Consider the following 26,428-nt stretch of genomic DNA (forward strand, 5'->3'; position numbering starts at 1 on the left):
GATGTGCGATAGATTGCGTGGAAGGGACGTGTCATGATGGGATTAGAATTATCGAAAGATGAAGTAATGGAGCATTCAATGGTAGAGGTTGCTTACGAAATTATGAAAAAGGGTCGTAAGCCTTATGATTACTATGATTTAATGGATGAAGTAGCAAAAGTGAAAGGTATGAACGAGGAACAAGTAGCTGAACGAATTGCGAACTTATATACAGATTTAAATATTGATGGTCGTTTCCATTCACTTGGAGATAATACATGGGGGCTGAAAAGCTGGTATGCACTAGAGCAGGCTGAGGAAGAAATCACAACGCCTGTGAAGCCGAAGAAGAAATCAAAAGCAACAGCTGACCTTGATGATGACTTTGATGATTATGAAGATGAATATGAAGATCTTGAAGACGAACTCGATGAAATTGCTATGGAAGATGATGCTGACAAGGATGAGGAATCAGACGAGTATTCAGATGGAGTCGAAGATCTAGACGAAGATGAGGATGATTCTGATCAATTTGATGAAGAAGATGATTTGAACTAACGAATCTGCTTGACTTCTTCCGGCATTCTCGGTAGAATCATTTTTGGGCTTAAGAACCGAATGGTGAAGTTAAAACAAAAGTGTGCCCCCTTTACATAAGAGGGATCGCTCACTTTTGTTTTTTTTATAACTAGATTGAAAGTACAAAATAAGGGAGACGAAAACATGGCAACAAAATATATCTTTGTCACAGGCGGTGTGGTGTCGTCATTAGGAAAGGGAATAACAGCAGCTTCATTAGGACGTCTACTAAAAAATCGCGGGCTGAAAGTCACAATTCAAAAGTTCGATCCTTATATAAATGTCGATCCAGGAACAATGAGTCCGTATCAGCATGGTGAAGTATTTGTGACAGATGATGGGGCAGAAACTGATCTTGATTTAGGGCACTATGAGCGTTTTATTGATATTAATCTTAGTCAAAATAGCAATGTTACAACTGGGAAAATATATTCAACGGTACTAAAGAAAGAGCGTCGTGGAGATTACCTTGGTGGCACAGTACAAGTCATTCCGCATGTGACTAATGAAATCAAAGAGCGTGTATTTCGTGCTGGGCGTGAAACGCATGCTGATGTGGTTATTACAGAAATTGGTGGTACGGTTGGTGACATTGAGAGTTTGCCGTTTCTAGAGGCGATTCGCCAAATTAAGAGCGATGTCGGCTTTGAAAATGTGATGTATATTCACTGTACGCTTATTCCTTATTTAGCTGCAGCTGGTGAGATGAAATCAAAACCAACTCAGCATAGTGTAAAAGAGCTTAGAAGCCTAGGAATTCAACCAAACATTATTGTTGTACGTACGGAGAAGCCAGTTCCGCAAGAGATGAAAGAGAAAATTGCGTTATTCTGTGATATTGATAAGGATGCTGTTATTGAAGCGCGTGATGAAGATTCACTTTATAAAGTGCCACTTGAGTTGCAGGCACAGCACTTAGATGATATTGTTTGTCGTCATTTTAATTTAACGTGTGAAACAGCTGACATGACAGAATGGAAGGAGCTTGTTAATAGAGTTCAGAACCTATCGAAAAAGGTGACAATTGCCCTTGTCGGTAAATATGTCGCCTTGCAAGATGCCTATCTTTCGGTAGCAGAGGCTTTGCGTCATGCCGGCTATCATTATGATGCTGATATTGAGATTAAATGGGTTCATTCTGAAGAAGTAACAAAGGACAACGTTGCAGAGTATTTAGCAAATGTTGATGGTGTTCTTGTTCCAGGTGGCTTTGGTGATCGTGGTGTTGAAGGGAAAATTGTTGCCATTCAATATGCTCGTGAACAAGGAGTGCCATTTTTAGGTATTTGCCTAGGTATGCAGCTAGCATCAATTGAGTATGCAAGGAACGTATTAGGACTTGAAGGTGCTCATTCGGCTGAGTTAAATCCAGAAACGCCTTATCCAATTATCGACCTCCTTCCTGAACAAAAGGATGTTGAAGATATGGGTGGGACATTACGTCTCGGCTTGTATCCATGTAAGCTTGACAAAGGATCACTTGCAGATGTGACATACAAGGAACCAGTTGTGTATGAGCGGCACCGCCATCGTTATGAGTTTAACAATGAATACCGCGAGCAAATGGAGGAAGCGGGCTTTGTCTTCTCTGGGACAAGTCCAGATGGTCGCTTAGTCGAAATTATTGAGCTTCGTGACCACCCATTTTTCATTGCTTCTCAGTTCCACCCTGAGTTCACATCTAGACCAACGCGCCCACAGCCGCTATTTAGAGAGTTCATTGGTGCGTCGTTAAAAACAGAAAACGCATAACCAAGAATGCCCTTAGGTTACTCAGTGACTTAAGGGCATTTTACTTAAAAGCTAAGGATGAAAAAATCTTTAAAAGTTTAATCAGCGATAAGGCGAATTGTGGGAATAATACATGCATTTTTAAAAGTTATAGGTATTCTTCAAGTATGTCTTTCATCATCAATTGTAACGCTATAAAACAGTAAAGGGCGGTAATGGATGCTGGGTGACCGATTCGGTTTCCTAGATCATTAGGTACTAGCCCATCCATACTATCCAAGTCAATAATTATATCTGCTAGCTTATCAAGTTCTTTCGATTCGTGCTTCGCCACGATCACAACAAATGGAACAGCATGCTCGGTTAAGATTTTCGCTGTTTTTAGTAGCACGTGATGACCTGATGTTGGTGCTACGAGCAGTGCGCGGTCAACCGGAGAAGTAGTTGCTACTACCCCATTTTGATAGAGAGACTTCGTTTGTTCAAAGCGATCTTGACCATGAAGTGCTTCAGCAAGTACACCTCCCATTTCCTCTTGTGCATCAATATACAGGCTCCCATCACCGATTAATGATTGGCATAGAAGGCGGGCTGCATCTTCAATTAATTCTTCATTTTGAGCGATGTCCTTGAGACGTCCTTGAAGCTGTGTTGTAAAAATCGTAAGCACAGTCGTTTCCTCCTTCTTTTCGGTGAATTTTTATTCGGCGTATTGAAAAAAACGCTACGTTCTTTTTTCACTAACTGACTATTGTGAACGACATATACATACCCTCGAAATTATAAAAGGATTTCATACGGAACGCAAGAAATGCAAAATATGTCGGACGGAATTTATGAAAATTGAGTGGAATTTGGAAGGAGTTAGCCATTACTTGGCGAATATGTCGAGGGGGTTTAGAATAGAGGAACACATTCGATAGGGTAAATATGATTTAAATTAGGAGGAAGAAAGCATGAACAAAATTCTTGTCGTCGACGATCAATATGGAATACGTGTATTGCTAAGTGAAATTCTTCAAAAAGATGGTTATGTTATGTCTGATGCGGCTAATGGTGCTCAAGCTCTTAAATTAGTGGAAAAGGATAGACCAGACCTTGTGTTACTTGATATGAAAATCCCAGGAATGGATGGTCTGGAAATTTTAAGGCGTATTAAAGAGCATGATGAATCGATTCGTGTTATTATGATGACTGCTTACGGAGAATTAAATTTAATTAATGAAGCGATGAGTTTAGGGGCGGTAACACACTTTGCTAAGCCGTTTGACATTGATGACATTCGAGAAGTGATTCGTAAGACATTGGAAATGGAGGAAATTTCAAAATAAATTATTCTAAAAAAATTGACGAATCTCCGGTATAAATGGATGTTTTCTTGAGAGAGTATGCTATAATGGACACGTTCAACTATAGAGAGCATTTTGAAGATCATGCCTCTTACATAGAGATACGCACATTTGCGTGACGCGCTTTACTTTTTGTACAAATAAGTAGATACGTCTAGTGGGGATGTTGATCTTTGAATAAGGCTCAATTTAAGGAGGAAAAGAAACATGCCTTTAGTTTCAATGAAGGAAATGCTTAACAAAGCAAAGGCGGAAAGCTATGCAGTGGGTCAATTCAATTTGAATAATCTTGAGTTCACTCAAGCAATTCTACAAGCTGCCGAAGAGGAAAAGTCACCAGTAATCCTTGGTGTGTCTGAGGGTGCAGCTCGTTATATGGGTGGATTCAAAACAATCGTCAAGCTTGTCGAATCATTAATGGAAGAGTACGGTACAACTGTACCAGTTGCGATTCACCTTGACCATGGTTCTAGCTTTGAAAAGTGTGTCGAAGCGATTCATGCCGGATTCACTTCTGTTATGATTGATGGTTCTCACCATCCGCTAGAAGAAAACATTGCGATTACAAAGCAAGTTGTAGCAGTTGCTCATACGTTAGGGGTATCTGTTGAGGCTGAGCTTGGTCGTATTGGTGGACAAGAAGATGACTTAATTGTTGACGATGCAGAAGCTGCTTATGCCATTCCTTCTGAATGTAAGCAACTTGTTGCAGAAACAGGTGTTGACTGTTTTGCACCAGCGCTTGGATCTGTTCATGGCCCATACAAAGGTGAGCCTAACTTAGGCTTCGATCGTATGAAGGAAATTGATGAACTAGTTGGAATTCCGCTTGTTCTTCACGGTGGTACAGGAATCCCAGTAGCTGATGTTCAAAAGGCAATTGAGTTCGGACATGCGAAGATTAATGTAAATACAGAAAGCCAAATTTCATCTGCGAAAGCTGTTCGTGAAACGCTTGATGCAAACCCTGATATGTATGATCCACGTAAATATTTAGGGCCTGCTCGTGACGCGATTAAAGAAACAGTAAAAGGCAAAATGCGTGAATTTGGTTCTTCAAATAAAGCGTAAGCAAGCTATGTGTAGACAAAAAGCAGTTCAGCTGAACTGCTTTTTGTCCATTCATAGGGTTAATTGTATGTAGAAAATGTGGCTAATGCGAATTTTATTTTCATATAAATTAATTGAACTTTAAAAAAAAAGACTCGTTACTTTTTCGTTGATATGGTTATAATGGAAGATAGAGAGATGAGCACCAATGGAAGGGATGCGATTATGGATAAATTAATGATTGAAGGCGGATATCCGTTAGAAGGTACTGTACAAATTAGTGGAGCAAAAAATAGTGCGGTTGCGTTAATACCAGCTGCTATTTTAGCTGATTCAGAAGTTACGATTGATAATCTACCTGAAATATCAGATGTTCAACTTCTCGCAGAGCTTCTTCAAGAGATTGGTGGAGAAGTAGAGTTAACTCCTGATGAAATTAAAATAAAGCCTGAAAATATGATAGCAATGCCACTCCCAAATGGACGTGTCAAAAAATTGCGGGCATCTTATTATTTAATGGGAGCCATGCTAGGTAAATTTAAAAAAGCGGTGATTGGATTACCAGGTGGTTGTAACTTAGGTCCAAGACCGATTGATCAACATATAAAAGGCTTTGAGGCACTTGGAGCTAAGGTGACGAATGAACAAGGTGCGTTTTATTTACGCGCTGATGAACTCCGTGGTGCAACGATCTACTTGGATGTTGTCAGTGTTGGAGCGACTATTAACATTATGCTGGCTGCTGTTCGAGCGAAAGGGCAGACGATTATTGAAAATGCTGCTAAAGAACCTGAGATTATTGACGTTGCTACATTGTTAACAAGTATGGGAGCGAAAATAAAAGGGGCAGGGACAAATGTGATTCGAATTGATGGGATCGACTCATTACAAGGGTGCCGCCATTCCATCATTCCTGATCGAATCGAAGCAGGAACGTATATGATATTAGCGGCTGCTATGGGTCAAAGAGTGATGATTGATAACATTATTCCTTATCATGTTGAATCACTCATTGCTAAGTTACGTGAAATGGGTGTATCGATTGATGTGAATGATGACCAATTATTGATACATAACGATAAACCGAAGCAAGGTGTTGATGTGAAGACATTAGTATACCCTGGCTTCCCTACCGATCTTCAGCAACCATTTACAACGTTGCTTACCCAAGCTGAGGGGACGAGTATTGTAACAGATACGATTTATAATGCTCGCTTTAAGCACATTGATGAGCTCAGACGAATGGGAGCGAATGTCAAGGTAGAAGGCCGTTCAGCGATTATTAATGGGGCGACTACGTTACAAGGAGCAAAGGTAAGAGCAACGGATCTACGAGCAGGAGCTGCTCTTGTAGTAGCAGGGCTATTGGCAGACGGGGTAACAGAAATTTCTGGGGTAGAGCATATTGATCGTGGCTATGCTCATCTTGAGGAGAAATTATTAGGGCTAGGCGCAAAAATTTGGCGTGAATCGATGACTGAAGAAGAAGTGGAACAAGTAAAGAGTTAGTTTGAAAATAGGAAGGGCTCCGTTAAAGGTACCAAAAAAGTTAAAACCAAACTTTTTCAGTGCCCTCTGAAAAGCCCTTCTTGAATATTTGATTGAAATATGGTTAAAATGATTGATAGTAGATACCATTTTAAGCCTTCTATTTTTCTCCGCAATAACTCCAAATATGACCTTATTATTTAAATAAGTAATAGTTTTCCTAGTATAGATGGATATGTTGTCAGTGAAGGAATCAAAACAAGTGTATCGAACCATTGATGTGGTGAGCATCAATGGGTATTCTAATATATAAGAAACGTGGTGTTACGATGGGTGTACATATTTCAGAATTGGAAAATATGAAGCTAAAAGAGCTTTATGAACTTGCTAGAGAATACAAAGTGTCTTATTATAGCAAGCTGACGAAAAAGGAGCTTGTTTTTGCCATCTTAAAAGGACAAGCTGAACAAGACGGTTTAATGTTTATGGAAGGCGTACTAGAAATTATTCAATCAGAGGGTTTTGGTTTCTTGCGACCAATTAATTATATGCCGAGCTCAGAGGATATTTATATTTCTGCTTCGCAAATTCGCCGATTTGATTTGCGAAATGGTGATAAAGTATCAGGGAAGGTTCGACCTCCAAAGGAAAATGAACGTTATCATGGGCTGTTACATGTTGAAGCTGTAAATGGCGACGCACCTGAAACATCGAGAGAACGTCCTCACTTCCCGGCATTAACGCCACTTTACCCTGAGCAGAAGATTGAACTAGAAACAGCCCCTGGCCGTGTATCTTCAAGGATTATTGATATGATTTCACCTGTTGGATTTGGACAGCGTGGCTTGATTGTCGCCCCTCCTAAAGCGGGTAAGACCTCATTAATGAAGGAAGTAGCGAATAGTATTGCGGAAAATCATCCAGATGTTGAACTGATTGTTCTATTGATTGACGAACGTCCAGAAGAAGTGACTGACATTGAGCGTTCCGTTAAAGCAGAGGTGGTTAGCTCAACGTTTGATGAAGTGCCTGAAAATCATATTAAAGTGGCCGAGCTCGTTCTAGAGCGCGCTATGCGTCTCGTCGAACATCGTAAGGATGTCGTCATCTTAATGGATAGTATTACTCGCTTGGCGAGAGCGTATAATCTCGTGATCCCACCGAGTGGTCGAACGCTATCTGGTGGTATTGATCCTGCAGCCTTCCACCGTCCGAAGCGTTTCTTTGGGGCGGCCCGTAATATTGAAGAAGGTGGAAGTTTAACGATTTTGGCAACAGCACTTGTTGAAACGGGTTCACGTATGGATGATGTTATCTATGAAGAATTTAAAGGGACAGGAAACATGGAGCTACACCTTGATCGCAAATTGGCTGAACGACGTATTTTCCCATCGATCGATATTCGTGCTCTGGTACGCGAAAAGAAGAAATGCTTATGCCGAAAAGTCAGTTAGATAAGCTATGGGCCATTCGAAAAACGATGAATGATTCCCCAGATTTTGTCGATCATTTCATTAAGCGAGTGAAGGAAACGAAAACAAACATTGACTTTTTTGCGTCAATGGAAGAAGAAATGAACGCAAGAGGAAGGAAAAGATAACTCATTGGATGAAAATGGAGTTGCTTTTTCGTTGTTGAGTTGATATAATTTCGTCATGTGTGATTGAGATAACTCTGTTTCGAAGAGATTCAGGGCAAAAGGAGTTGAAAGTAATGAAACAAGGTATTCATCCTGATTATCAAAAGGTTGTATTTATGGATACAAGCACGGGCTTTAAGTTTCTAAGTGGTTCTACAAAGAGCTCTTCTGAAACCATTGAGTGGGAAGATGGAAACACATATCCGCTTTTAAAAGTGGAAGTAAGTGCTGATTCACACCCGTTCTACACTGGTAAGCAGAAGCTAAACGACTTAGGCGGACGTGTCGATCGTTTCAAGAAGAAATACAACTTGAAATAAACCGCATTATACAAACAGGCAATAGCAATGTGCATTGCCTGTTTTTTCATGTATATGTGTAGTAGCAATTGTGATGAAGAGAGATATACTATAGATGAGGTGTAAACGATGTATGGGGATAAACAGCTTGGTTCAATTGAAGTCATATGTGGGAGTATGTTTTCAGGCAAATCGGAGGAGCTCATTCGACGAGTTCGAAGAGTGAGCTTTGGAAATGTAAAGGTACAAGTGTTTAAGCCGATTATTGATAATCGTTACAGTGAAGAAGAAGTCGTATCCCACAACGGAACAAAAGTATGCGCATCACCAGTGGAGCGGGCAATGGATGTGTTAGCAGGAGTCGAAGCTACAACACAAGTTGTTGCAATTGATGAGGTACAGTTTTTTGATAACGCCATTATCGATATTGTTGAAGAGTTAGCGAATCGTGGGAAACGAGTTATTTGTGCAGGATTAGATCGAGACTTCCGTGGTGAGCCATTTGGTCCGATTCAACCACTATTAGCGATTGCTGAAGATGTTACAAAGCTCCAAGCGATTTGCCCATTATGCGGGTCACCTGCAAGCCGTACACAACGATTAATAAATGGGAAACCTGCATCGTATGATGATCCGATCATCTTAGTAGGAGCATCAGAGTCCTATGAACCTCGTTGTCGTAATTGTCATGAGGTAGAGCGGTATCAAAAGCAATGTAAGGATCGGGATCATCAAATGAAAGGATAAGTGCGAATATAAAAATGAGGATGTTTCAAAAGAGTGATCATAGACCCTTTGAAACATCCTTTTTGTAGTTGGAATGAAATGGTACCACGTTTTTCCTTGTAGAATGTAATTTATATTTATAAGGACATCGCAGATAACGATTGCACTTTTTGGAAATCTCAAACGCGCGACATCTAAGAAAAGACTGCTGCGCCCGTATTCTTTGGTTATAATTGTCACGTTCTTTTCTACAAAATCGGACAAACTATAAAAGAAATCAGTCTGAATGTAGAGGAGGTGCTTAGATTGAAAAAAGTGTTATGGATGATGGTTGTGGTAACACTATTCCTTGCTATAGGTTGCCAACAACAAGGCGCTCACTATGATTCTGGTGACGGTCAAGGTGTGCAAAATGCATCAGATGAACCAGGTACAAATCGCGTCATGTATGGATTATTCGGACCAGGACCATTAAATTATGGGCAAATTCGAAAGCAGCAATTAGGTCGCTACGATCTAGATGAAATGCCTAATACTGGTACGAACTTTAGATCTATGGATGTTGAGAGGCGTCATTTAGGAAATGATCAACAGCTTATCGCTGAAATTATACAAGAGGATTTTGGACTTGAATCTGGTATGGTGTTTCTTGCTGGAAATCATGCTTTTGTTAATGTGAAAGCACCGAAAGACATGGAGGAGAAGGAAAAGAAAGAATATTTTGATGAACTTCGTCAACAGCTTAGCCGGGAGATTCCAAGATATAATGTCCATATAAGTGAGACAGATTAAGGATTGAAGAAACTCAATCGGGCTATGCCTCATTTGGGTTTCTTACATATGGGTTAAATGTTACTTTTTTAGAAGTTCTCACATTCCTCCTTCAATCCCCCTAGTCAACACCACTTTAATGAATTCCTTTTTTCCTGCTTTGCTTCATTTGTCCTCGATTTGAAAAGACTCTTCGTAGTAATGTGTCAGCCTTTTGGATATGTGAGTCATTAGCGCCGCCGAGCAGTTTGTTGAATCGGATCCCAAACACCGTTATAAGGAGGCGCGTAGGCGAGATCTAAATGCTCTAATTCATCAACTTTCATTTCGTTATAAAGAGCGGTTGAGAGAACATCGATTCGTTTGTCGACACCTGCACGACCGATGATTTGTCCACCGAGAAGCTGATTCGTATCTCGGTGATAACAAAGACGAACGGTTAACCTTTCAGCTCCAGGATAATAGCCAGCAATATGTCCGATTTCGGTAGTCATTTGATCATATGGGTAGGAAATCTCCTCTAACTCACGACTTGATAACCCTGTACGTCCTAATGTTAAGCTGAAAAATTTAATGATCGATGTTCCAACAATACCTTGAAATGGTGAAGGCTGACCAACCATCGCTTTTCCTGCTAGTCTCCCTTGTTTATTTGCATGTGTACCAAGAGGAATATAATCATTCTTTTTCTTTATACGATGATATTGTGTTGCGCAATCACCTGCAGCATACACGTTTTCTACATTCGTTTCCATGAAACGATTCACACTGATTGCACCGTTGTGATGAAAGTGAAGATTAGAGTTAGAAAGAAATGATGTGTTTGGCGTCACACCGATTGCAACGACAACTAGATCCGTACGGATAGAAGCTTGATCCGTAATCACGCGTTCGACACGTTCGTTGCCTGCAAATCCTTCAACGGTTTCATTAAGACGAACTTTAATCTCGTTCTTTTCGGCTTCCTCTTGAATCATGTTGGCCATGTCTTCATCAAAAATAGTAGCAAGCTGCGGTGCTTGTTCAATAATGGTCACTTCTTTTCCTATTTTAACAAAATTCTCTGCGAGCTCCAGTCCGATATAACCACCTCCGATGATTGTGATATGCTTTTTCTCTTTCGCATCAGCTATTAATTGTTCAGTATCGGGGATTGTTTTCACTGTATGAATACCTCGCAAGTCACTTCCTGGCCAAGAGGGAACGATAGGACTAGCCCCTGTTGCAACTAGCAGTTTGTCATATGAAAGGGAAAAATGATGACCACTTACGGTCTGGTTCTTTAGGTCAACCGAAGTTACTTCATGCTTAGTCCGCGCATCTATTCTGTACTTATGACGAAATGTTTCAACATCGCGAGCAATGAGATCGGTTGTTGATGAAATGAGTCCTCCAATCACATAAGGAAGGCCACACTGTGCATATGAATAGATCTCACCTCTTTCTAGTGTGATGATCTCTGCATTCTCTTCATGTCTGACAATTTGCATTGCAGCGCTCATTCCAGCTGCGTCACCACCTATAATGACATATCTCATGAGAACCACCCTTTCTGGCTATTATGTGTAGGTCGTATACGCCTTGAATAAGTATGATAGTAGTATTCCCTCTTTTTTCAACATGAAGCATATATTTTTTTCTGAAAGAAGCTTTTACTTACAGAAAAGCTGAACCCCTATGTAGTAACTATGCACGGCGTATTTAAGAAAAGCCGCTGTGCACTCTTCTTATTTGACCACTGTAAGGCAATGTACTATAATAGTTCTGTTATACGATGGAATATGATGAGGTGAAAAATCCGTGTTAGATCGTTTACAATCATTAGAAGATCGCTATGATCGATTAAATGAGTTACTAAGTGACCCTGATGTCATTAGCGATTCAACGAAATTGCGTGAGTATTCAAAGGAACAATCGGATTTAGAAGAGACTGTACAGGCGTATCGTGAATATAAAGAAGCAAGTACACAATTGACAGATGCTAAAGCGATGCTTGAGGATAAGCTTGATGATGAGATGTATGCAATGGTCAAAGAGGAGATTGATGAACTATCTACGACGATTGAAGAGCTTGAAGCACGCTTGAAAATATTATTACTACCAAAAGACCCGAATGATGATAAAAATGTTATCGTTGAAATTCGTGGGGCTGCTGGTGGAGATGAAGCACAGTTATTCGCTAGCGATTTATACAAAATGTATACTCGTTATGCAGAAGCGCAAGGCTGGAAGGTTGAAGTCATCGAATCGACACCAACAGAGCTTGGTGGCTTCAAGGAAATCATTTTCAGTGTGAACGGAAGCGGTGCCTATTCTAAGCTGAAGTATGAAAATGGAGCTCATCGTGTGCAACGTGTACCGACAACTGAATCAGGTGGTCGAATTCATACGTCAACTGCTACGGTTGCTGTTCTTCCTGAAGCGGAAGAAGTTGAAGTGGAAATTCACGAAAAGGATATTCGTGTCGACACTTTTGCATCAAGTGGTCCTGGTGGGCAAAGCGTTAATACGACGATGTCAGCTGTACGCTTAACACACGTACCGACTGGAACGGTCGTTTCATGTCAGGATGAGAAATCACAAATTAAGAACAAAGAGAAAGCGATGAAGGTTCTTCGTGCGCGTGTATATGATAAATTTCAGCGTGAGGTTCAGGCAGAATATGATTCCAATCGTAAGCTTGCGGTAGGAACGGGAGATCGTTCAGAACGGATTCGCACGTATAATTTTCCACAAAGCCGCGTGACCGATCACCGGATCGGTTTAACGCTTCAAAAGCTAGAGCAAATTTTACAAGGGAAGCTTGATGAAATCATCGATGCTCTAATCGTTGAAGAACAAGCGGAAGCGATGCAAAATGCCGAACGATAGGACGATCCAAGAGGCTCTTCAATGGGCTTCTTCTTTTTTAGCTGAAAGGAAGCTGGAGCAACCAGTCGGAGAATTACTGCTACGGCATTATTTACAAGTGAATCGTACGCATTTTTTGATGATGCTACAAGAGCCACTTTCTAATGCGGTGTGGAATCAGCTAGCGTCTGATCTAGAGCAGCATGCACAAGGGGTTCCTGTTCAGCATTTGATCGGATATGAAGTCTTTTATGGACGACGTTTTAAGGTCAATGGTGATGTGCTCATCCCACGTCCAGAAACAGAGGAGCTTGTGGAAGTGGTGAGTGAGCGAGCGCAGAAACTATTTCAGGAGCGAACGATTCAGGTTGTTGATGTCGGGACTGGCAGTGGAGCGATAGCCATTACGCTTGCACTTGAAAATGCTCAGATGAATGTAGAAGCGATAGATATCTCGCCACAAGCGTTAAAGGTAGCTCGGGAAAATGCACGTAGTCTAGCGGCTGATGTTACGTTTATCGATGGGGACTTACTATCTCCCTATGTATCGTCGAAAAGCAAGGTCGATGTGATTGTATCGAATCCTCCGTATATTCCTGTTCGTGATGAAGGAGAGTTGGCGGTTCATGTTAAGGAACATGAGCCACATTTGGCGCTTTTCGGTGGAGAGGACGGATTAGACTTATATCGTAGGTTTATGACGGAACTTCCACAAGTAATAGAAGCAACCGGTTTAGTTGCGTTTGAAGTAGGTATAGGGCAAGCACAGACGGTTTGTGAAATGTTATCAACAGCTTTTCCGCACGCTATGACTGAAATTAAGCGAGATATTAATGGGAAAGAGCGAATAGTATTGGCATATGGAACGATGACGAACTCTTGAGTGTACGTGGTAGTCTTTTCTTATTTCCGTTGTATTGAAAGTGGAATGTAGCTCGTGAACCAGCCTACGTCCTCCAATTAAATTTCTAACAATCTTTCAAAAAAGAAAAATGACAGGTTTAAATGCCGCTCTCTTTGACGAGAATAATTCGTGAAGGGGCGGTGTTTTTTATTATGAAACCAAATGTTGTTATCTATCTATTATTCTCGTTATTTGTCATAGTCGTTAATTGGGAAGCTCAACATTCGCTTGCGGTAGCTGAGCTACATCAGGAGGTCAATGAAGAGGAAGCCATTCGCCTGCGCATTCTAGCCAATAGTGATTCTGTAGCCGATCAAGCATTAAAGCGCGATATACGGGATCGAGTAAATGATGCGATTACGGAATGGGTGTTACGTATAGATGATATGGAAGAAGCAAAGGCGACGATTGAAGCTAATTTAGTTGAAATTGAGAAGATTGTTGCACAAGAATTAGAGCGTTATGGCTTAGAGCAAGACTATGAGGTCGACTTTGATGCCGTTAATTTCCCGACGAAGCTCTATGGTCACCTTGTCTATCCAGCAGGTACATATGATGCTGTATTAATTACGCTCGGAAAAGGAAATGGTGAGAATTGGTGGTGTGTCTTATTCCCACCTCTCTGCTTTCTTGATATGGCGAATGGAGATGCGATAGAGGCAACGGATGATGAATCTGAAGAGGAATTCGTTGAGGAAACAGAAGAAGATGAGATTGAAGTTTCGTTTTTCTTTGTTGAGTGGTTTAGTGGGTTATTTGAGCGTATATTCGGATAGGATGCATAAATGAGACAAGCCTAGCATATAGATTAGTAAGCTAGTAGAAAGGAAGTGGCTTGCTATGGCGATGGTTGTCCGAAAGGCAAAGCAAGAGGATTTGTTGAAAGTGCAGCGGTTAGTTGCGAAAGCTGGATTACGAGATGAAGGTATTGAACATATAATTGAACATTTCTTAATTGTTGAAAACGATGCCGAGCAGCTAATTGGAACGGTAGGAATTGAAATGTATGAGGAAGTAGGTCTATTAAGGTCACTCGTTTTGCAATCACCTGAATGGGATGCAAAGCTAAGCTTAGAATTCCTGCAATTAACGTTGAAATATGCTGAAGAACAGAAGCTTAAGGCTGTTTATTTATGTGCGAAGGCGACTAGTGCATTGTTTCATCAGCTAGGATTTAGAGAGGTAGTTAAAGAACGTATTCCGAAAGAGATCCAAGAATCAGCTCATTTCAAAAAGCATCAAACGGCTGATGTGAAAATTTGGTGTTGCCCTATTGTCTGAAAGGGGTTACTTATCTACAGGTTATTCACAAGTGTGGATAACCTCATTTGCATTGAAAGAACAAGTAGAACGAAAATAAGAAGAAAGAAGATGTTGTAACAAGTCGATTTGATAAAAAAAACCGAGATTACGTCGAAATATGAATGGAATATTGACATCGTTTGACTTCCCTTGCAAAATGGAGAAGTTAGGAGCGATGAAAATTGAGTTATAAACAAACAAAACGATGGATTGTGGATAAAGAGGATCAACTTTTACATAAAAGTAGTGAAATAAAGGAAGCAGCGTTGTGGATAAAAAAAGGTGAGGTGATTGCCTTTCCAACGGAGACGGTGTATGGACTTGGCGCAAATGCTCTTGATGAAAAAGCAATTCAAAAAATTTTTCAAGCAAAGGGAAGACCGAGTGATAACCCATTAATTGTCCACATTGCTAAGGAAGAGCAGTTAAAGGATTTAGTGACGGACGTTCCGTTAGTAGCGAAAAAGCTAATAAATGCCTTTTGGCCGGGACCATTGACGATAATTCTAAAGCGCACCAATAGCATAGCAGAGAGTGTAACAGCGGGATTGGACACAGTTGGAATACGAATGCCATCACATTCAATCGCTTTAAGTCTTATAGAAGCAGCAGGTGTACCGATTGCCGCTCCAAGTGCTAATCAATCGGGTAAGCCAAGTCCGACAACTGCAAACCACGTTATTCATGATCTAGATGGAAAGATTGCTGGAGTTGTTGACGGAGGTGTAACGGGTGTCGGTGTTGAATCAACAGTTGTTGATTGTTCTGTGGATAGAGTGATGCTCTATCGACCAGGCGGTGTCACGAAGGAAGAGATTGAGGACGTGATCGGTGCGATTGAAGTCGATCCTTCTTTGCATGCTGAAACAGAAGCGCCACGTTCACCTGGAATGAAATATACCCACTATGCGCCAACGGGCCAACTGTATATTGTTTCTGACTGTAGGAAAATCAAGGATTATGTACAGGAGGCTAGAATAAAGGGGCATCGTGTTGGCGTGTTAACGACGGAAGAAAGGGTAGCTGAATATGATGCTGATATTGTTGTCGCCTGTGGAAAAAGAGATGATCTATCAACAGTAGCGCAGAAGCTATATGACAGCTTACGGGCATTTGATGGGCAAAAGGCTGAAATTATTTATACAGAAGCGTTTCCGAAAGAAGGAATTGGCATTGCGGTTATGAACCGACTTGAGAAGGCGGCTGATGGGGTTATTTAGCGCTTCTGAGAGGAATCGATGTGTCGAATATCCTCGAAATTCATCATGTGAGCGCTTTCGAAGGTATTTAGAGCGCTTATGCTAATTTAGGAAGCGCTTCCACTAAAAAATAGAGCGCTTTCAAACACTTGCACAACACAAGAGCCATCGAAACGGCTCTTGCAACTTCATTAAACGGCCCACTTCTCATCTTTTGTAAAGGAGATGGTTAGCCATTTTTGATACGGTAAGTGGTCGGTTGCACGTTTAATTTTCTCACGGATGTCGTCTTGCTGGTCGACAGTTTGTATCAAGGAATGTTCATTTAAAATAAAGTCAACCTCGACAAAGAGTGTGCCACCGACTTTGGCTAAGCGGACATACATTTTCTCTATTTTTTCTTCTTGTTTGATCGTGTTAAATAGCTGCTCATAGTTTGCTTGTATAGACTCTTCTGGTGCCATTTCTAGTATTTCGCGACACGCTTTGACCATTTCAGTAATAGGGACCTTCAAAAAGGCTCCAGCAACTATTATGACCATGAGTGGATCAATATACGGTGTGAAATGAGCATAGGATGTAGATGAGACGAGTAAAGCCACTATAAAACCGAGTAACACAGCCGCGCTTAAATACATATCCATTTTCCACTGATTGGCTTCGGCTTGAACGAAGCCCAATTGGCTGCTTTCTTTCTTCAAATGCATATATACACCGAAGCAGAGTACAGTTGATAGCAAGGCATACAACATAGCGTAGCCGAAGTTGACCTCAGCTCCACCTGAAAAAAGCGTCATCCCTGAAGAGATAATAGCTGTGATACATAACAGCAAAATAGCTGTATATTTGACTAAAAGTACAATAGGCTCGACCATTTGCTTTCCAAAAGGGAAGCGTTTGGAATCTCGTTTGCGAATGAAATTAGCACTTAATAGAGATAGGAATGATAATTTCACACTTATTAATGAATAGAGACCATCAAAAACGACCATTTGTGAGGAAATAAGAAAACCCCAAATGATCGCAATAACCGCAAGTAGAAGCGCCCCGTAGATGGAAAGCTGAAGCAATTGCTTTTCCTTTTTGTGAGACGTATTCATGTTAGTACCTCCATTTTTATATTTTATGACTGATTGTCAGTCAGTGAACTCGAAATAAAAAGTAGTAGCTGTTGCTTCACATCATGAACAGAAGTCGTTTGTTGATTCCCAAAAAAATAAGACTCCGCTGTCGATTCTATCAAATTGATGATCATTTTAGTTAAAGATGAGAGTTCGATTTTTGATTGAATCAGACCTTCATCGATACCTTTTTTCAATTGAGATTCAATCCAGCTGTAATAAGGAGCGTACATTTCCTCCCAGCGTTCATACGTATGATAATAGGCGAGTCCGGAATAACAAAGCTTAATCAATTCATCATATTGATCTGTAATCGCAAACGTCTCGTCGATAACAACAGTGAGTATCTCTATCGTTGAGGTATGATCGTCTACGTTTTTTGAATCGATTCAAATAGGGTCGTTAGAATGCGTTCAGCAATTGCTGGAACTAGTTCATTCTTAGATTTGAAATATAAATAGAATGTTCCTTGAGCTACGCCGGCTTGTTTGACGATATCAGAAACAGAAGTGTGCTCAAAGCCTTTTTCTTTAAAACGGGTAATCGCTGCATCAACGATAAGTGGTAATTTATTTGCTTTTTTGGCCATGTATCTTCCTCCTATAATCAAAAAGTGACTGACTGTCATTCATTAAGAGTATAGCAATAAATAAGATGATTTGCAAATGCTGACAAGTACTTACTGTTTTTAAGCCGTTTTGTTACGATCATGTTAGAGTTTATTAGGAGAGGAGTGAACGATGCGAATGAAGATTGAAATGAAGGCAAAATGGACAAATGTCCTTATTCAAGCATTTGATCCAATAGGTGAAATACTTTACGAGGAAGTCGTAGCACTCGCTCATTGACTTCATTTTCACGTCTTTTTCCTACTGTTTGTGCATACATATGGACTAGCACGGACAAGGAGTGAGCGAGATGGCGGAATGGGTCACGTTAATGATCATGGCATGTGCACTTGGGATGGATGCTTTTTCTGTTTCACTTGGAATGGGAATGGCGGGACTACGTATCATGCAAATTTTCCGTATCGGTCTTGTGATCGGTGCGTTTCATATCGTTATGCCATTACTTGGGATGGTGACAGGTAAATGGCTTTCACAATATGTTGGTATGATAGCTCACTATGTTGGCGGTGGGCTTCTTCTATTCATAGGTGTGCAGATGGTCATAAGTGCGTGGCGTCAAGAGGAAGAATCGCTCTTGCAGCCAGTCGGTTGGGGCTTAATGCTATTTGCCATTAGTGTTAGCTTAGATAGCTTTTCGGCAGGTTTAAGCTTGGGTATTCTTGGAGCAAAGACGTTAATGACGGTTGGGATGATTGGCTTGATTAGCATGCTACTTGCTTGGGTAGGTCTAATCGTAGGAGCTAGATTTCAGCATGTAATTGGTTCATACAGTGAATTGTTAGGAGGATGTATTTTAATTGGCTTTGGCGGAAAGCTGCTTTTTATGTGACTAAAGGCTCATCTTAAATGATATAGGTTTTTGAAGAGGTCTATGGTAAAATTAAGGGCATACTAACGATATTCGCCATAATCTGCTTGAAAAGGAGGTTTAGTGAGTGAAACGCGTTCTATTTATTTGTACGGGAAACACTTGCAGAAGTCCTATGGCTGAAGCACTGTTGCGGGACAAAATGGGAGAAGCAATTGAAGTGAAATCAGCAGGCTTACATGCTTCGACTATGTCAGCTCTTTCAGAAGGGACAAGAACCGTACTAGAAGAGAAAGGGATCTTTGTTGCCCATTCTGTTCAAGAATTGACAGAAGATTTAATCGATTGGGCCGATTTACTGTTAACAATGACAGAGTCGCATAAGCAATCGATCCAAGTGTTTTTTCCAGAAGTGAAGGAGAAGCTTTTTACGTTAAAGGAATTTGCTTATGATCAGGAGGAGGACAGCGATATTGCTGATCCGTTTGGGGGGAGTTTAGAGCAATATCGTACAGTTGCAGAAGAGATAGAAGGGTGTTTGGAACCCCTAATTGAAAAATTAAACAAGAAGTAAGAGGTGGCTCATATGGCAGAGGAGAAAAAGAAGTATCAATTAAGTATTCGCAAGAAGCTAGTATTTGGTGTAAGTGGACTATCATTAGTAACATTCGGTACGAGTGCAATTTTTATTTTTATTCTTGGTGATTTCTTGTTAGATATATTAGGCGTTAGCTTGCAAACGCTTATTTTGCTTACATTGCTTAAAGGTGTTCTTTGGAGCTCGGTCTTAGGTTATTTCGCAGCACCTTATATTACAAAACCAATTCGTGAGTTAGAACAATCAGCAAGACTGGCGGCGGCTGGTAATATACAACAGGATATCACGGTGACGAAATCAGATGATGAAATTCGTTCACTTGGGTTAGCCTATAATGAGATGCTAGCGAATCTACGAAATATGGTGAGGGATATTGATCATAATTTCGAGCAAACGAATGCGAAAGTAACAGAAATGGAGCAGTCCTCACAATTAGCGCAGCAAAAAGCAGAGGAAATTGGAGCGACGATTCAAGAAATATCAGAAGGAGCTGAACAGTCGGCTGTCGCATTGAGTGGGACAGTTGGCTTAATGGAAGAGTTAACAGACATTGCTGGAGAGGTTCAATCACGTGCACAAACATCGAAGAAATCATCAGATGAAATGGTACATACGTTAAAGGATAGCCGGGAAATCTTTGATTCATTAGTGAATGGGATTAAGCAATTAGCAACGGATAACCAGCAGTCTTTGAAGGCAGTTAGTCAATTAGAAGAGCAAGCGAAGCAGGTTGGTGATATTATTTCATTAGTTGGAGATATTGCCGGTCAAACGAATTTACTTGCTCTGAATGCATCGATCGAAGCGGCGCGTGCTGGTGAACAAGGAAAGGGATTCGCGGTAGTTGCGGATGAAGTTCGGAATTTAGCTGATGAAAGTGGACAAGCTGTACAAAATATAACTGAGCTCATTCATAGCATGCAATCAGAGGTGCAAAATGTTGTCAAGCAGATTGGTGATCAAGTCGACTTTGCACGTGAGCAATCGGAAAAAGGGACAACGACGAATGAAGCGATTGCCAATGTTGAACAGTCTGTCTTGGAAGTGGCGGACGTAATTGCCGATATTTCGACGATGATTCACCGACAAATGGATGCGATTAAGAAATCCAGTGGACAGTCTAAAGAAGTGGCGGCAACGATTGCTGAAACGACAACAGCAAGTACAGAAAAGGTAGCGACGATCACTTCTGAGCAAGCGCAAGTCATTGATCAAATGTCAGAAACAGCTAATTTGCTCTCTAGTCAATCAAAAAAATTGAAAGTGACAATCGAACGATTTACGATATAAAGGTATTCATGTCATACTGTAAGGAGGCATAGATGGAGCCGTTCACAAAACAACTATCTATTGATTTAAAGGTGGCATTAGCTGACTTGCAGCAGGCTTTTCCTTTTACAGAGGATTCCTTACTCGTCGTAGGAACTAGTACGAGTGAAGTTATTGGCTCACAAATTGGTTCGAAGGGTTCAGAGACAGTAGCGGATACGATCTTTCAAGTATTGTCAAAAATCCGGACGCTTACGAATGTACAGCTTGCTTTTCAATGCTGTGAACATTTGAATCGTGCGCTTGTTGTTGAACGCAAGACAGCGCGTGAGCGTCGCTATGAGATTGTTAGTGCAATTCCAATTCGGACAGCAGGAGGGGCTATGGCAACTCATGCATTCGGACAAATGGAAGACCCTGTTCTTGTTGAAGCGATTCAAGCTGAGATCGGAATTGATATCGGTGATACGTTTATTGGGATGCATCTTCGTCCTGTTGCTGTACCACTAAGAAGTACCGTTAAAGAAATAGGTCAAGCTCATGTAACGATGGCTTACACAAGACCGAGGCTTATTGGTGGTGTTCGTGCCGTCTACCACGAATGAATCTGAATAAAAAATAGTTTTTTTAAAATAATGTACGGATTTGGAGCCGTCTTATGTTAGAATATATTCTGAGATAGGACGGTTTCGTTCAAATTCCGAAAGATGAAAGGAAGGGTATGGAGATGAAATCATTACCAAAACAAGATCCGAAAGTATTTGCGGCGATTCAACAAGAGTTAGGTCGACAAAGAGATAAAATCGAACTGATTGCATCAGAGAATTTTGTAAGTGAAGCTGTTATGGAAGCACAAGGCTCAGTTTTAACGAATAAGTATGCAGAAGGATATCCTGGCCGCCGTTATTATGGTGGTTGTGAATATGTTGATATTGTGGAGGATATTGCCCGTGACCGTGCAAAGGAAATTTTCGGTGCGGAATACGTCAATGTTCAACCGCACTCAGGTGCTCAAGCAAACATGGCCGTTTATTTCACGATTTTAGAGCCAGGTGATACGGTACTAGGGATGAACTTATCGCACGGTGGGCACTTAACACACGGAAGTCCGGTTAACTTCAGTGGTGTTCTATATAACTTTGTGGAATATGGTGTTGATAAAGAAACGCAACGTATTGATTACGATGCGGTTCGTCAATTAGCTATAGAGAATAAGCCGAAGCTAATTGTAGCAGGAGCAAGTGCGTATCCGCGTGCAATTGATTTCGCGAAGTTCCGTGAAATAGCAGATGAAGTGGGCGCTTACTTAATGGTTGATATGGCTCATATTGCCGGGCTAGTAGCTGCAGGGTTACACCAAAATCCTGTTGAGCATGCTCATTTTGTCACAACGACAACACATAAGACATTACGTGGACCTCGTGGTGGTATGATTATGTGTCACGAGGAATTCGGAAAGAAAATTGACAAGTCGATTTTCCCTGGTATCCAAGGTGGTCCGCTTATGCATGTTATTTCAGCAAAAGCTGTTTCATTTGGAGAGGTCTTAACTCCTGAATTTAAGCAATATGCTCAATCTATTATTGATAATGCGAAGCGTCTTGGAGAGAAGCTTGTTCATGAAGGTGTGAACCTAGTTTCTGGCGGCTCTGATAATCACTTGCTTTTACTTGACCTTCGTACGTTAGAGTTAACAGGAAAAGTGGCGGAGGAAGCGTTAGATTCAGTTGGGATTACAACGAATAAAAATACGATTCCATTTGACCCAGAGAGTCCGTTTGTAACGAGTGGTATTCGAATCGGTACAGCGGCTGTGACGGCTCGTGGATTGGATTTAGAAGCGATGGATGAATTAGGTGAATTAATCGCATTGACGTTGAAAAATGTCGACAATGAAGAGAAAAAGGCAGAAATTCGCGAGCGAGTAGCGGCTCTTACAGCGAAATTCCCGATGTATCCAGGTCTAGGGGATTTAGTGTAACAACTCGAATAAGTGGATGAAAAAAAGGTAGGCTTATTGGAAGGGCGCTGAAAAAGTTAAAATCAAACTTTTTCAGTGCCCTTTAAGTAATGTGCGTAGCCGTTGCCCGATTTTGAAAGCCTTGCAATGAGTCGGTTTCTCATAGCAAGGCGCGCAACGAGCGGAGCCATTACTCTTCTTTGAGTTACTAGAAAGGGCTTTTTCAGTGCCCTCCTCATCGCTCTGCCCTTTTTGTGTGGCTTAGAAGTTAAAACTGCTATCCGGTTTTGCTGATGCCGTTAAAGGAGACTAAAGTGCATTTGTGAGTGGCGTCGGCTTCTATGTTACACGTTCGGTCGAAGAGCCTTAAAAACCATTGAAACGGCTGAATACGATCCGACTAAGGTAAGTCTGTTAGCCGGTACTTTTTATCGTCTCAGCGGAGATCGGGGAAGATATCGGTAAATTCAAAACATTTAATTTTCATCATTCTTGCAAGAAAATCACTCATAGAGGTTGAATGAATGTGTCTTTTTTTGTAGAATTTCAAAGAGTGAATAGAAGTCCGAATACGAAGGAGCCATAATAATGAGTAAAGTATTTGTATTTGATCACCCGTTGATCCAACATAAATTGACGTATATCCGTGATAAATCGACTGGTACGAAGGAATTTAGAGAGTTAGTTGATGAAGTGTCTGCTTTGATGGCTTTTGAGATTACTCGCAATTTGCCGACGCAAGAAGTGACAATAGAAACACCTGTAGGGAAGGCGACATCAAAGACGATTGCTGGGAAGAAGCTTGGTCTTGTACCTATTTTGCGAGCAGGTCTAGGTATGGTCGATGGAATTTTGCGAATGATTCCTGCGGCCAAGGTGGGCCATGTCGGCTTGTATCGTGATCCAGAAACATTAAAGCCGGTCGAATATTATGTGAAGTTACCGAATGATGTCAATGAGCGTGAGTTGATTGTTATTGATCCTATGCTAGCTACTGGAGGATCAGCGATCGATGCGATTACAAGTATTAAAAGGCGTGGCGCAACTTCGATTAAGCTAATGTGCTTAGTGGCGGCTCCTGAAGGGGTGGCGGCTGTACAAATAGCTCATCCTGATGTTGATATTTACTTGGCGGCCATGGATGAGAAATTAAATGAAAAAGGTTACATCGTTCCAGGTTTAGGGGATGCAGGCGATCGCCTTTTTGGAACGAAATAATGGGGGAAGAAGCAAGGGCATCGAAGAAGTTCAACTATGCTATAAGCAGCATGGTTGAGCTTCTTTTGTACTTCTTAATGGGCGGAACAAGGGGAATCCTCATTCCGCTAAAGTGGAGATAAGTAAGTTGAAGTGACTAATAAGGAACCCTCATTCCTCTAATTAGACAGAGTGAAAGGAGAAAGAGGTCAAAAACGACAAATAGAGGAATGAGAATGACAAAACACGGTAAAAACAGCACTTATTAAGTGAATAAAGGAATGAGGATCCGTTCAATGATCGTAAGTGAAAATCTACTTCAGGAAAATCTGTACATTTGTATGAAGCCCATCATGTCATAGGCTCCCGTTACGTGGCATTGATACATAAAAATGGTTATCGTGCATCATACTATTTCTATCTAGAATTGGGTGGGGGAGTTTGATGTTGAAAAAATGCTTCGTTGTTTTCATATTAGCAACTTTATTATCTACGTTAAACAGTGGGCAATTATTTGCCTGAATCAGTTACCTGAGCAAAAGAAGCAAAGGGATCAGGACGTTGTTGTCATTGTAACGACTTCAGGTAATCTTGAAGAGGTCGCTCAAGAAGTGGTGGCCCTTCTACCAGATAGTGAGATTCGAAAAATGTATCGCACTGTTTTAAATGGTTTTTCACTAGAGCTTAAGGAAGGAGAGCTTGATTTATTAGCGGGTATAGAGGCCATTGATCGTATTGATCGAGTTACGGAATATTCGGTTGATTTGGATGGAAGTGTGCCATTTATAGGTGGTAACGCGACTCGTGGTATGGTGGATGATGGCGGACAGCGTCTAACAGGAAAAGGAATTAAAGTAGCTGTTATCGATACAGGTGTTGATTATACTCATCCAGATTTAAAAGCGAACTTTCGTGGTGGTTACGATGTTGTTGATTATGATCATGATCCGATGGAAACAACGTCCAAACAAGGGCAGCCAACGCTACATGGGACACATGTAGCTGGAATCATTGCGGCTAACGGAAAGGTGAAGGGTGTGGCGCCAGAAGCAGAGATTTACGCTTATCGTGCGCTAGGGCCTGGTGGGTCAGGTACGACAGAGCAAGTCATTGAGGCGATCGAAAAAGCGGTGGCAGATGAAGTTGATATTATTAATTTATCCTTAGGAAATACGGTGAATGGTCCAGATTGGCCGACAAGCGTTGCGCTTGATCAAGCGGTTGATGAAGGTATTGTCGCAGTGACATCAAATGGGAATAGCGGTCCGAAAATGTGGACAGTAGGATCGCCTGGTACGTCGACGAAAGCTATTTCGGTTGGGGCATCAGCTCCGCCGATTAAGACGCCTTATTTAACGTATGTTGGCGAGGATAAAGAGTTAACGGTTTATCCGATGGGAGGAGCCCTGCCGTGGGATTTAAGGAGAGATCGTGAGCTTGTTTATTTGGATTATGGACTAGAAGACGATTGGCAAGAAGTCGATGTGAAAGGGAAGGTCGTACTTGTGAAACGGGGAATGATCCCTTTTTCAGAGAAAGCGGAGTATGCTGAGAAGGCAGGCGTTAAAGCGCTTATTATATACAATAATCTCTCAGGAGCTTTTGTCGGAATGGTGGAACCTTCTAAGAAAATTCCAGTTGTAAGCTTGACGAAGGAAGACGGGGAATGGCTTGTCGAAAAGATTAAAAAAGGGAAGAACTCTCCTCATTTACGGACGGTGTATCGTCATGAGGAGGACTTTATTGCGCCATTTAGCTCAAGAGGCCCTGTCACCCAAACGTGGGAAGTGAAGCCGGATATTGTCGCGCCAGGAGTAGCGATTGATAGCACTGTTCCACAAGGATACCTTGGTTTAAATGGCACAAGCATGTCTGCGCCGCATGTTGCAGGAGCAGCAGCGCTAGTAAAACAAGCTCACCCTGATTGGACACCAGAGCAAATTAAAGCTGCGTTAATGAATACAGCGAAGAGGCTTGAAAACGATGAGGGAGAGCTCTATTTACCTTACGAGCAAGGGGCAGGTAGGCTTCAAGTAGATAAAGCTGTTGAAGTAAAAACATTAGCGTATCCAGCAACATTAACGTTTGGAAAATGGTCAAAGGATGATAAGCGTGAAAAGAGAACGGTATCGTTCACAATTGAAAACCATGATCACGTAACGCGGACATATCATGTGAAGCCGCCGTTTGAAGCTCCAGATGGCTTGCAATGGAAGGTTCCTTTTTCCCTTGAGTTAAAGCCGGGCGAAAAGAAAGAAGTGCAAGTGGAGCTCGATTTATTTCCAGCTGTACTTGAGGAAGGGATTCATCATGGTCATATTGAAATTGAAGGCGGACGTGATGAAATTTCAATCCCTTACGTCTTCTTTATCGAGGAGCCTAACTATCCACGAGTGATGGCCTTTAATTTCGGAGTAGGTGACCATCCAGGAAATTACCGCTACGAGCTCTATTTGCCGGGAGGGGCAGAGGAAATGGGTATTGCTTTGTATGATCCGGATACGTTTGAATTTATTCAGTTCCTTGATGTGAAATACAACATTGGGCGTGGAATGGTTAGTGGGACTTGGTCGAAGCCTAGTGTTGAGGACGGAACGTATAAAGCGCTTGTATACGCACGTAAAGACGGCAAGGAAGACACAATTGAAGCAATGATTACAATTGGTGACATTTTAAGGCCGCATTCATGAAGAGAGCCACTAAAAAGGTGAAATAACCAGCAATGGCTCCACTCGTTGCTTACTAATAGGAAAATTTCATTCGTATCAAGCTGTTCAAATTAGGCAGCAGAACACTGTAAAAAGCAAAAAATGCGAGGAGCTCACGAGCTCCTTGCGGGAAGCTTTAATTGCGCTCCGTGTATTTGTTATGATCCTCTGCATTCCAACATGCTTATCCTGGTCAGATCTTTTCAAAAAACGTGTCGATCTTTATGATGCGTCTATCCAATTTTCGGAGTTTTTTGACAGTAATGTGAACG

The 26,428-nt window shown here is 41.3% G+C and carries 25 protein-coding genes and 1 pseudogene; 21 read left to right on the forward strand and 5 right to left on the reverse strand.

Features of this window, described 5'->3' with window-relative positions; genetic code table 11:
• Nucleotides 1-33 precede the first annotated feature (33 nt).
• Complete coding sequence (rpoE, locus tag JCM9152_RS12330) at nt 34-537, forward strand: DNA-directed RNA polymerase subunit delta (protein ID WP_035344650.1); 504 nt, start codon at nt 34-36, stop codon at nt 535-537.
• Nucleotides 538-702: 165 nt separating this feature from the next.
• Nucleotides 703-2,310: a CTP synthase gene (gene pyrG / locus JCM9152_RS12335; RefSeq protein ID WP_035344652.1), complete on the forward strand. Its 1,608-nt coding sequence runs from the start codon at nt 703-705 to the stop codon at nt 2,308-2,310.
• A gap of 127 nt (nt 2,311-2,437) precedes the next feature.
• Here the strand turns inward: pyrG and JCM9152_RS12340 are convergent, their stop codons facing one another.
• Complete coding sequence (locus JCM9152_RS12340; protein WP_035344656.1) at nt 2,438-2,959, reverse strand: DUF2529 family protein; 522 nt, start codon at nt 2,957-2,959, stop codon at nt 2,438-2,440.
• 286 nt (nt 2,960-3,245) lie between these two features.
• Between JCM9152_RS12340 and JCM9152_RS12345 the strand changes: the two genes are divergently transcribed.
• From JCM9152_RS12345 to JCM9152_RS12375, 7 genes and pseudogenes are all read left to right on the forward strand, one after another.
• Nucleotides 3,246-3,620, forward strand: a complete 375-nt coding sequence (locus JCM9152_RS12345; RefSeq protein WP_035344659.1) for a response regulator — start codon at nt 3,246-3,248, stop codon at nt 3,618-3,620.
• Nucleotides 3,621-3,845: 225 nt separating this feature from the next.
• Nucleotides 3,846-4,709, forward strand: coding sequence for a class II fructose-1,6-bisphosphate aldolase (gene fba / locus JCM9152_RS12350; RefSeq protein ID WP_035344660.1), 864 nt, complete (start codon nt 3,846-3,848; stop codon nt 4,707-4,709).
• Between the two features lie 204 nt (nt 4,710-4,913).
• On the forward strand, nt 4,914-6,197 hold the full coding sequence (gene murA / locus JCM9152_RS12355; protein WP_035344832.1) for a UDP-N-acetylglucosamine 1-carboxyvinyltransferase: 1,284 nt from the start codon (nt 4,914-4,916) through the stop codon (nt 6,195-6,197).
• 308 nt (nt 6,198-6,505) lie between these two features.
• Nucleotides 6,506-7,776: pseudogene (gene rho / locus JCM9152_RS12360) on the forward strand (transcription termination factor Rho).
• Nucleotides 7,777-7,889: 113 nt separating this feature from the next.
• On the forward strand, nt 7,890-8,135 hold the full coding sequence (locus JCM9152_RS12365) for a type B 50S ribosomal protein L31 (RefSeq protein WP_035344663.1): 246 nt from the start codon (nt 7,890-7,892) through the stop codon (nt 8,133-8,135).
• A 108-nt stretch (nt 8,136-8,243) separates the two neighbouring features.
• Entirely contained in the window at nt 8,244-8,861 is a 618-nt protein-coding gene (locus JCM9152_RS12370) for a thymidine kinase (RefSeq protein ID WP_035344665.1), read from the forward strand.
• 285 nt (nt 8,862-9,146) lie between these two features.
• Nucleotides 9,147-9,632 (forward strand): hypothetical protein, encoded by a 486-nt coding sequence (locus tag JCM9152_RS12375; protein WP_035344667.1) that lies wholly within the window; start codon nt 9,147-9,149, stop codon nt 9,630-9,632.
• A gap of 209 nt (nt 9,633-9,841) precedes the next feature.
• On the opposite strand, the gene JCM9152_RS12380 is transcribed toward JCM9152_RS12375, so the two are convergent.
• Nucleotides 9,842-11,149 carry an FAD-dependent oxidoreductase gene (locus JCM9152_RS12380; RefSeq protein ID WP_035344669.1) on the reverse strand — a complete coding sequence of 436 codons (1,308 nt, stop codon included), beginning with the start codon at nt 11,147-11,149 and terminating at the stop codon, nt 9,842-9,844.
• Nucleotides 11,150-11,411: 262 nt separating this feature from the next.
• Between JCM9152_RS12380 and prfA the strand changes: the two genes are divergently transcribed.
• The 5 genes from prfA (at nt 11,412) to JCM9152_RS12405 (ending at nt 15,887) form a co-directional block, all read left to right on the forward strand.
• Nucleotides 11,412-12,482 carry a peptide chain release factor 1 gene (prfA, locus tag JCM9152_RS12385; RefSeq protein ID WP_035344675.1) on the forward strand — a complete coding sequence of 357 codons (1,071 nt, stop codon included), beginning with the start codon at nt 11,412-11,414 and terminating at the stop codon, nt 12,480-12,482.
• Entirely contained in the window at nt 12,469-13,344 is an 876-nt protein-coding gene (prmC, locus tag JCM9152_RS12390) for a peptide chain release factor N(5)-glutamine methyltransferase (protein WP_035344678.1), read from the forward strand. Before prfA ends, prmC begins: the two co-directional genes overlap by 14 nt.
• A gap of 173 nt (nt 13,345-13,517) precedes the next feature.
• Nucleotides 13,518-14,141 carry a stage II sporulation protein R gene (gene spoIIR / locus JCM9152_RS12395; RefSeq protein ID WP_035344680.1) on the forward strand — a complete coding sequence of 208 codons (624 nt, stop codon included), beginning with the start codon at nt 13,518-13,520 and terminating at the stop codon, nt 14,139-14,141.
• A 64-nt stretch (nt 14,142-14,205) separates the two neighbouring features.
• On the forward strand, nt 14,206-14,646 hold the full coding sequence (locus tag JCM9152_RS12400; RefSeq protein ID WP_035344683.1) for a GNAT family protein: 441 nt from the start codon (nt 14,206-14,208) through the stop codon (nt 14,644-14,646).
• Nucleotides 14,647-14,849: 203 nt separating this feature from the next.
• Entirely contained in the window at nt 14,850-15,887 is a 1,038-nt protein-coding gene (locus JCM9152_RS12405; protein WP_035344686.1) for an L-threonylcarbamoyladenylate synthase, read from the forward strand.
• Between the two features lie 170 nt (nt 15,888-16,057).
• Here JCM9152_RS12405 and JCM9152_RS12410 read toward each other — a convergent pair whose 3' ends face one another.
• From JCM9152_RS12410 to JCM9152_RS12420, 3 genes are read right to left on the reverse strand one after another with little or no spacing between them, the layout of a single operon-like run.
• Entirely contained in the window at nt 16,058-16,966 is a 909-nt protein-coding gene (locus JCM9152_RS12410) for a cation diffusion facilitator family transporter (protein ID WP_052015906.1), read from the reverse strand.
• A 23-nt stretch (nt 16,967-16,989) separates the two neighbouring features.
• Nucleotides 16,990-17,376 (reverse strand): TetR family transcriptional regulator, encoded by a 387-nt coding sequence (locus JCM9152_RS12415; protein ID WP_158318436.1) that lies wholly within the window; start codon nt 17,374-17,376, stop codon nt 16,990-16,992.
• Entirely contained in the window at nt 17,358-17,576 is a 219-nt protein-coding gene (locus JCM9152_RS12420; RefSeq protein ID WP_035344690.1) for a TetR/AcrR family transcriptional regulator, read from the reverse strand. Before JCM9152_RS12420 ends, JCM9152_RS12415 begins: the two co-directional genes overlap by 19 nt.
• 329 nt (nt 17,577-17,905) lie before the next feature.
• On the opposite strand from JCM9152_RS12420, the gene JCM9152_RS12425 reads away from it, so the two are divergent.
• The 7 genes from JCM9152_RS12425 (at nt 17,906) to JCM9152_RS23730 (ending at nt 26,138) form a co-directional block, all read left to right on the forward strand.
• The gene (locus JCM9152_RS12425; protein ID WP_173402077.1) at nt 17,906-18,445 is read left to right on the forward strand and encodes a manganese efflux pump MntP; all 540 of its coding nucleotides are present in this window, start codon (nt 17,906-17,908) and stop codon (nt 18,443-18,445) included.
• A 106-nt stretch (nt 18,446-18,551) separates the two neighbouring features.
• Nucleotides 18,552-18,998: a low molecular weight protein arginine phosphatase gene (locus tag JCM9152_RS12430; RefSeq protein ID WP_035344693.1), complete on the forward strand. Its 447-nt coding sequence runs from the start codon at nt 18,552-18,554 to the stop codon at nt 18,996-18,998.
• Nucleotides 18,999-19,010: 12 nt separating this feature from the next.
• On the forward strand, nt 19,011-20,312 hold the full coding sequence (locus JCM9152_RS12435; RefSeq protein WP_035344696.1) for a methyl-accepting chemotaxis protein: 1,302 nt from the start codon (nt 19,011-19,013) through the stop codon (nt 20,310-20,312).
• Nucleotides 20,313-20,344: 32 nt separating this feature from the next.
• Nucleotides 20,345-20,896, forward strand: coding sequence for a TIGR01440 family protein (locus tag JCM9152_RS12440; protein WP_052015909.1), 552 nt, complete (start codon nt 20,345-20,347; stop codon nt 20,894-20,896).
• A gap of 122 nt (nt 20,897-21,018) precedes the next feature.
• Nucleotides 21,019-22,272 (forward strand): serine hydroxymethyltransferase, encoded by a 1,254-nt coding sequence (gene glyA, locus JCM9152_RS12445; RefSeq protein ID WP_035344699.1) that lies wholly within the window; start codon nt 21,019-21,021, stop codon nt 22,270-22,272.
• A 567-nt stretch (nt 22,273-22,839) separates the two neighbouring features.
• On the forward strand, nt 22,840-23,469 hold the full coding sequence (gene upp / locus JCM9152_RS12450) for a uracil phosphoribosyltransferase (RefSeq protein ID WP_035344701.1): 630 nt from the start codon (nt 22,840-22,842) through the stop codon (nt 23,467-23,469).
• Nucleotides 23,470-23,903: 434 nt separating this feature from the next.
• Nucleotides 23,904-26,138, forward strand: a complete 2,235-nt coding sequence (locus tag JCM9152_RS23730) for a S8 family serine peptidase (RefSeq protein WP_081728029.1) — start codon at nt 23,904-23,906, stop codon at nt 26,136-26,138.
• The last annotated feature ends 290 nt before the right edge of the window (nt 26,139-26,428 follow it).

This window comes from Halalkalibacter hemicellulosilyticusJCM 9152 (genome assembly GCF_000513115.1).
GTDB classification, from domain to species: domain Bacteria; phylum Bacillota; class Bacilli; order Bacillales; family Bacillaceae_D; genus Halalkalibacter; species Halalkalibacter hemicellulosilyticus.

Excerpts from the sequence above, each read along its gene's own strand:
- rpoE (WP_035344650.1), top strand. The coding sequence starts at position 34 with ATGATGGGATTAGAATTATCGAAAGATGAAGTAATGGAGCATTCAATG.
- pyrG (WP_035344652.1), top strand. The coding sequence starts at position 703 with ATGGCAACAAAATATATCTTTGTCACAGGCGGTGTGGTGTCGTCATTA.
- JCM9152_RS12345 (WP_035344659.1), top strand. The coding sequence starts at position 3,246 with ATGAACAAAATTCTTGTCGTCGACGATCAATATGGAATACGTGTATTG.
- fba (WP_035344660.1), top strand. The coding sequence starts at position 3,846 with ATGCCTTTAGTTTCAATGAAGGAAATGCTTAACAAAGCAAAGGCGGAA.
- murA (WP_035344832.1), top strand. The coding sequence starts at position 4,914 with ATGGATAAATTAATGATTGAAGGCGGATATCCGTTAGAAGGTACTGTA.
- JCM9152_RS12365 (WP_035344663.1), top strand. The coding sequence starts at position 7,890 with ATGAAACAAGGTATTCATCCTGATTATCAAAAGGTTGTATTTATGGAT.
- JCM9152_RS12370 (WP_035344665.1), top strand. The coding sequence starts at position 8,244 with ATGTATGGGGATAAACAGCTTGGTTCAATTGAAGTCATATGTGGGAGT.
- JCM9152_RS12380 (WP_035344669.1), bottom strand. The coding sequence starts at position 11,149 with ATGAGATATGTCATTATAGGTGGTGACGCAGCTGGAATGAGCGCTGCA.
- prmC (WP_035344678.1), top strand. The coding sequence starts at position 12,469 with ATGCCGAACGATAGGACGATCCAAGAGGCTCTTCAATGGGCTTCTTCT.
- spoIIR (WP_035344680.1), top strand. The coding sequence starts at position 13,518 with ATGAAACCAAATGTTGTTATCTATCTATTATTCTCGTTATTTGTCATA.
- JCM9152_RS12400 (WP_035344683.1), top strand. The coding sequence starts at position 14,206 with ATGGCGATGGTTGTCCGAAAGGCAAAGCAAGAGGATTTGTTGAAAGTG.
- JCM9152_RS12410 (WP_052015906.1), bottom strand. The coding sequence starts at position 16,966 with ATGAATACGTCTCACAAAAAGGAAAAGCAATTGCTTCAGCTTTCCATC.
- JCM9152_RS12420 (WP_035344690.1), bottom strand. The coding sequence starts at position 17,576 with ATGGCCAAAAAAGCAAATAAATTACCACTTATCGTTGATGCAGCGATT.
- JCM9152_RS12425 (WP_173402077.1), top strand. The coding sequence starts at position 17,906 with ATGGCGGAATGGGTCACGTTAATGATCATGGCATGTGCACTTGGGATG.
- JCM9152_RS12435 (WP_035344696.1), top strand. The coding sequence starts at position 19,011 with ATGGCAGAGGAGAAAAAGAAGTATCAATTAAGTATTCGCAAGAAGCTA.
- JCM9152_RS12440 (WP_052015909.1), top strand. The coding sequence starts at position 20,345 with ATGGAGCCGTTCACAAAACAACTATCTATTGATTTAAAGGTGGCATTA.
- glyA (WP_035344699.1), top strand. The coding sequence starts at position 21,019 with ATGAAATCATTACCAAAACAAGATCCGAAAGTATTTGCGGCGATTCAA.
- upp (WP_035344701.1), top strand. The coding sequence starts at position 22,840 with ATGAGTAAAGTATTTGTATTTGATCACCCGTTGATCCAACATAAATTG.
- JCM9152_RS23730 (WP_081728029.1), top strand. The coding sequence starts at position 23,904 with ATGCTTCGTTGTTTTCATATTAGCAACTTTATTATCTACGTTAAACAG.